General features: G+C 28.4%; 5 protein-coding genes and 2 pseudogenes. 6 read left to right on the top strand and 1 reads right to left on the bottom strand.

The window, feature by feature from the left end; genetic code table 11:
- Positions 1-156, bottom strand: a pseudogene (locus CLOBL_RS28800) (undecaprenyl-phosphate glucose phosphotransferase); the annotation flags it as partial.
- Positions 157-682: 526 nt separating this feature from the next.
- Here CLOBL_RS28800 and CLOBL_RS26420 point away from each other — a divergent pair.
- The 6 genes and pseudogenes from CLOBL_RS26420 to CLOBL_RS26395 all read left to right on the top strand — a co-directional run.
- Positions 683-1,762 carry a mannose-1-phosphate guanylyltransferase gene (locus CLOBL_RS26420; RefSeq protein ID WP_077861724.1) on the top strand — a complete coding sequence of 360 codons (1,080 nt, stop codon included), beginning with the start codon at positions 683-685 and terminating at the stop codon, positions 1,760-1,762.
- 103 nt (positions 1,763-1,865) lie between these two features.
- A complete protein-coding gene (gene gmd / locus CLOBL_RS26415) occupies positions 1,866-2,921 on the top strand; it encodes a GDP-mannose 4,6-dehydratase (protein WP_077861723.1) in 1,056 nt (351 codons plus the stop codon).
- Positions 2,922-2,943: 22 nt separating this feature from the next.
- Entirely contained in the window at positions 2,944-3,870 is a 927-nt protein-coding gene (locus tag CLOBL_RS26410) for a GDP-mannose 4,6-dehydratase (RefSeq protein WP_077861722.1), read from the top strand.
- A 40-nt stretch (positions 3,871-3,910) separates the two neighbouring features.
- Positions 3,911-4,684, top strand: a complete 774-nt coding sequence (locus tag CLOBL_RS26405) for an ABC transporter permease (RefSeq protein ID WP_077861725.1) — start codon at positions 3,911-3,913, stop codon at positions 4,682-4,684.
- 1 nt (position 4,685) lies between these two features.
- On the top strand, positions 4,686-5,966 hold the full coding sequence (locus CLOBL_RS26400; RefSeq protein WP_077861721.1) for an ABC transporter ATP-binding protein: 1,281 nt from the start codon (positions 4,686-4,688) through the stop codon (positions 5,964-5,966).
- Positions 5,967-6,023: 57 nt separating this feature from the next.
- A pseudogene (locus CLOBL_RS26395) lies at positions 6,024-6,536 on the top strand (hypothetical protein); the annotation flags it as partial.

Here is a 6,536-nt window from a genome sequence, read left to right as displayed (position 1 = left end):
CGAAAATTGAATATATGTAATTAATTTGATGTATTCAGTATCTGAGGAAAAAATATAAAAACGAATCAAATATGCAAAGGTCATTGATATAAATAAAATAACAATATCGGTAAAAGCATTGATTTTATTTAGCAATTTTTGATTTTCTTTAATCATAAATAACCATCCTTTACATAAGTTTATATAAAATTTGAAATATAGAAACTTATATTTTAATAAGAGTATAATAGCATTGTATATAAAGTTTTTCAAGGAATTATTACTAAGTAACAATTAACAATTTACAATTTAAGGATGAGAAGCTTATCAGAGCTTCTAAAAATAGATATTTAAAAGGAACATCGTGCAAAATTGGTAATCGTATATTGTTAATTATACATTGAGAGATATGGAGTGAAATTAACCAAAATATATTAAAGTAATTTTAAAGAAGGAATTTTATGAAATAAATACATAGAAATGATTGTATTTACTTGGGATTTACGTCATTTTTTTTTGACAACAATTTTAAAATATAGTATTATAAGAATGAAAATTATAAGTAAAAATATAGAATTTTATAGAAGTGAAAACTTAGGAGTTTTGATGTAACTTGTGCAAGAATGTATTAGTTGTATCATTTTTTATGTATAAAGTATTATTACTAAAAACACTAGCAAAGTGAAACTGGAGGTATATTAAAGTGAAAGTTACAGCAGTCATAATGGCAGGGGGAAAAGGAGAAAGATTCTGGCCTAAAAGCAGGAAATCATTACCTAAGCAATTTTTGAGTTTAACTGATGATGGAAAAACAATGATTCAGCTTACAGTGGAAAGACTCAAAAGCATAGTCAATATAGATGATGTTTACATAGTCACAAATAAGGATTATAAAGAATTAGTTTTAAGCCAGGTTGAAGGGATTCCAGAAAAAAATATATTACTAGAACCTGTAGCTAAAAATACTGCTCCATGTATAGGACTTGCAGCAATGCATATTAAGAAAAAATATGAAGATGCAGTAATGCTTGTGCTTCCATCAGATCATCTTATAAAATACAATGAAATTTATATTGATACACTTAAAGCAGCAATAGATGTTGCAGAAGAAGATGATAATCTCATTACTATAGGTATAACACCATCATATCCTGAAACAGGTTATGGATATATAAATTTTGGACGCGACGAAGATGATGTAAAAAGAAACAATATTTACAGAGTAAAGAGATTTGTTGAAAAGCCAAATTTAGAAACAGCTAAAGAATATTTATCCTCTGGAAAATATCTTTGGAATAGTGGTATGTTTGTATGGAAATCCTCTACGATATTAAACAATTTTAGGGGATTATTACCTGAAACTTTTGAAGGCCTTAATAAAATATTTGAAACAATAGATACAGAGGATGAAGAAGAAATATTAGAAAGAGAATTTTCAAAGTTTCATTCAGAGTCAATAGATTATGGAATTATGGAGAGAGCAAAAAACATATACACAATTCCAGGAAGCTTTGGGTGGGATGATGTTGGAAGCTGGCTTGCTTTAGAAAGAATAAATAAAACTAATGATGATGGAAATGTAATAAAGGGAAATGTAATAACTATAAATTCTAAGAAGTCCATAATTCAAGGACAGGACAAGCTTATTGCTACAATTGGCATAGAAGATTTAATTATTGTGGACACAAACGATGCATTGCTTATAGCGAGCAAAGATAGTACTCAGGAAGTTAAAAAAGTAATAGAGAATTTAAAGATATGTAATAGAAATGAATATTTATAATAAACTTAACTAAAACTTAGTTGAGCTTATGATTTTAAAGATAAGAATTATTAGATGTAAGAATAGAAATCGAATAATTATTATATAAAAAGGAGAAATTAAAATGAAAAGTGCCTTAATAACAGGAATAAACGGACAAGATGGATCATATTTAGCAGAGCTTTTACTTCAAAAGGGATATGAAGTGTATGGTCTTATGAGAAGAAAAAGTGTTGTAGATTATGGAAATGTAGAACATATAAAAGATAAAATTAATTTTATATATGGAGATATGACAGATTTAGTATCTTTAATAAATGCAATGAAGGTATCAAAGGCTGATGAAGTATACAATTTAGCAGCGCAATCTTTTGTAGGAACTTCATGGGAGCAGCCTGTAGCTACAGCAGAAATTGATGGAGTTGGTGTAACTAATATGCTAGAAGCTATTAGAATAGTAAAACCTACAGCAAGATTTTATCAAGCATCAACAAGTGAAATGTTTGGATTAGTTCAAGAAATTCCTCAAAAGGAAACAACTCCTTTTTATCCTAGAAGTCCATATGGTGTAGCAAAGCTTTATGGACATTGGATCACTAAGAATTATAGAGAAAGCTATGATATGTATGCTTGCTCAGGAATTCTTTTTAACCATGAGTCTGAAAGAAGAGGAAAGGAATTTGTCACAAGAAAGATAACAGATGCAGTAGCAAGAATAAAGCAAGGAGTTCAAGAACACTTGGAACTTGGAAATATGGATTCAAAACGTGATTGGGGACACTCTAAAGACTATGTAAGAGCTATGTGGCTAATGCTTCAACAGGATGTAGCAGATGATTATGTAGTAGCCACTAACGAAACAAGAACTGTAAGAGAATTTGTTGAAACAGCTTTTGCTCATGTTGATATAAATGTTAAGTGGCAAGGTACAGGTGTAGATGAAATAGGAATTGATGAGTCTACAGGAAAGACAATAGTAAAAATAAATCCTAAATTCTTTAGACCATCAGAAGTTGATATCTTAATAGGTGATCCATCAAAAGCAGAAAACAAATTAGGATGGGAAAGAGAAATACCATTTAGTCAGTTAGTTGAAAGAATGGTAACTAATGACATGAAATTGGTAAGCGAAGAGATTAAAATAAATGAGATTAAAGAAAAAGAAATAATCTCAAAATAATTTAGGTAAGGAGCAAACATATATGAAAGCTCTTATAACTGGAGTTAATGGATTTGTAGGAAATTACTTATCAAAATATTTAATAGAACAAGGTTATACAGTTTATGGAACAGTAATAGAAGATAATGTTGCAATGGAAAATGTAGTAATCGAGAAAATGAATTTGCTTAATAAAGATGAAGTAATGAGAACCATAAAAAGTATAAATCCAGATGAAATATATCATTTAGCAGGGCAGAGTGCTGTAGGATTATCATGGAAAGAACCAACTCTTACAATGAATGTAAATATAAATGGAACAATAAATTTATTAGATGGTGTAAGAGATAATGATATAAATGCTAAGATGCTTATAATAGGTTCAAGTGATGAATATGGAGCAATAAAACCAGAAGAGTGTCCAATAAGTGAAAATCATCTGTTAAATCCAACAAGTCCATATGCAATAAGCAAAATGGCACAGGAAGAAATAGCAAAGCTTTATGTTAATTCATATAGGATGAATTTAATTATGGTGAGAGCTTTTAACCATATAGGACCTAAGCAAAGTAAAAACTTTGTGGTTTCAGATTTTGCTAGTAAAATAGCAGAAATAGAAAAAGGAGCAGAACCTATAATAAGAGTTGGAAATTTAGAAGCATATAGAGATTTTACTGATGTACGGGATATAGTAAGAGGCTACTTCATGCTTATGAATAACGGTAAAATTGGAGAATTATATAACATTGGTTCAGGAAATGCTTATAAGATTCAAGATATATTGGATACTTTATTATCATTATCATCTACAAAGATTACAGTAGAAATAGATCCAGATAAGCTAAGACCATCAGACGTACCAATAATACAATGTGATAATTCAAAAATAAAAACACATATAAATTGGTCTCCGATATATGATATAAAAGATACACTTAAAGATACATTAGATTACTGGAGGAATATGTAGCAGCTTTGCTACATTTTTCTTTATGAAAGGAAGGAAAAATTTGAACGGATTAAAAGAACTATACAATTATAGAGAAATGCTTTCGAATCTTGTAAAGAAAGATTTAAGAACTAGATATAAGGGGTCAGTGCTTGGATTTTTATGGACGTTTATAAATCCATTATTGCAATTAATTGTATACACTTTGGTGTTCTCTATAATAATGAAAGTTAATGTTGATAAATTTTATATATATCTTTTTATAGCTTTAGTGCCATGGATTTTTTTTACAACATCTATTCAAGGTAGTGCAGCAAGTATAATAATGAATAAGGATCTAATAAAAAAGATATACTTTCCAAGAATTATAATTCCAATGTCTGTAGTCAATGGGGCTTTTGCTAATATGATATTTAGTATGGTGATAGTATTTATTGCAGTGATGGTTAGTGGAATTGGATTAAGTAAATATTTAATATTTCTACCTATAATAATGATAATCGAATATTTATTTACGCTTGGATTATCATTTATTTTTTCAGCTTTAAATGTTTATTTTAGAGATTTAGAACATATTTTAGGTATTGTAATTATGGGGTGGTTTTATTTAACACCAATAGTATATACACCTGATATGGTACCTCAAAAATATTCAGGATTATTTAATTTAAATCCGATGGTTCCTATTACAGAAGTATATAGAGACATATTATATTATAAACAAATGCCTAGCTTTAGTGGTTTGGGTTATATTTTTATGTTCAGTATAGCAATGATTATTGTAGGATATTTTCTTTTCCAAAAGCTTCAAAAGAATTTTGCGGAGGAATTATAAAATGGAAGTTATAAAAGTAGATAATGTATATAAAAGTTTTAAAGTATATTATGATAAAGGGTCAACACTTAAAGAAAAATTACTTTTTAAAAATAGAAATAAGCATGAAGTGCATAGGGTTCTGAAAGGGGTAAGCCTTAGCATAAATAAAGGTGAGGTAGTAGGACTAATAGGTGAAAATGGTTCTGGAAAGAGTACTCTTTTAAAATTAATGACAAAAATAATATATCCTGATAAAGGAAACATTAATATAAAGGGAAAAGTTTCTAGTTTACTAGAACTTGGAGCAGGATTTCATCCAGATATGACTGGAAGAGAAAATATATATACGAATGCATCAATATTTGGGCTTACGAAAAAAGAAATTGACAGGCGGTTAAATAAAATAATAGAGTTTTCAGAACTAGGAGAATTTATAGATAATCCAGTAAGAACATATTCTTCAGGTATGTATATGAGGTTAGCATTTTCAGTGGCTATAAATGTTGATGCTGAAATTTTATTGGTTGATGAAATATTAGCAGTAGGAGATGCTGCTTTTCAATCTAAATGTTTTAAGAAGATGCAAGAAATAAAAAATCAAGGAACCACCATAGTAATTGTATCACATGATCTATCATCAATAGAAAAATTATGTGATAAAGCTGTATGGATAGATGAAGGGTATAAGAAAATTGAATCAAGACCTCATGATGCAATTGCACAGTACTTAGATAAAATTATGAATAAGGAAGATTATGTGGAAAATATAGATAGTGAGGATTCAAAAGAAGAAATTAAAGAAGATGAAGAAAACAATATAGAAGACGATGCAGAAATAAGTAAAGATATAGAGTTGCCTAAAAAGGATGATAACAGGACTGGAAATAAGAAGTTAGAAATAATTAATGTGAAAATGGTAGATTTGGAAAATGAGAAAGAAAAATATAATTATAAACCAGAGAGCAAGATAAAAATTATAATTAATTATAAAAGAAATAATAATGAAATATATGATACAGCAGCAGGTATTGGGATATTTAGAAATGATGGTACAAATTGTTATGGAAGTAATACTTACATTGATAATGGAGAGAAACTTAAGGTGAAAGATAATGGAGTTATTGAAGTGACGCTTGACAAGGTTCAATTACTTGAAGGAGAATATATTTTAGATGTTGCACTTCATGATGAATATGGAGCTCCATATGATTACATAAGAGGAATTAAAACTTTTAATATATACAGTGCTATTAAAGATACTGGGGTTTTTAGAATAAATCATGAATTCAAAAGCTTATAGATTATTAAATATATGGGATAATTATATTATTATTGTGAATTAAGGAGACGAGTATTAATGGATAAAGATGTATTAGAATATATGTCTAAAGTAAGAGATTATTATCTTGGAAAACCCAATTTAAGTACAGAAGAAGTCGTGAAAATTCTTTTAGGAGAAAGCAAAAGTTCCTATAAAAATGAAAAAAATTTCTTTTTAGATGGTTCCAATGCATCAAATGTGTTTGATATGGATGAGCTACTAAGATGGAAAAATAAAAATAATGATAAGTATGAAATAACATCATATTGGGCAATAACTTCGCATAGAAAGTATATAGGAAAATTCTTGGTATTTGGTAAGAAGGTGGTTAGAAAGCTTCTAGGATGGTATATAAATCCAATAATTGAGCAGCAAAATGAATTTAATGGCTCTATAACTGCTAGTATAAATACATTATATAATAATGAAGTGATTACACAAGAATTTATTAAACAAACAAAATCAAATACTAATTTAGAAGAGAGATTAAGCCGATTAGAAGAAAAGAATAATGAATTAGAAGAAAAGAATAATGAATTAGAAGAAAAG

The sequence above is a fragment of the Clostridium sp. BL-8 genome (assembly GCF_002006495.1).
Taxonomy (GTDB): Bacteria; Bacillota; Clostridia; order Clostridiales; family Clostridiaceae; genus Clostridium.
This window is presented reverse-complemented; position numbering and strand designations above follow the sequence as displayed.

Coding starts and splice junctions, on each gene's coding strand:
- CLOBL_RS26410 (WP_077861722.1), top strand. CDS start 2,944: ATGAAAGCTCTTATAACTGGAGTTAATGGATTTGTAGGAAATTACTTA.
- CLOBL_RS26400 (WP_077861721.1), top strand. CDS start 4,686: ATGGAAGTTATAAAAGTAGATAATGTATATAAAAGTTTTAAAGTATAT.
- gmd (WP_077861723.1), top strand. CDS start 1,866: ATGAAAAGTGCCTTAATAACAGGAATAAACGGACAAGATGGATCATAT.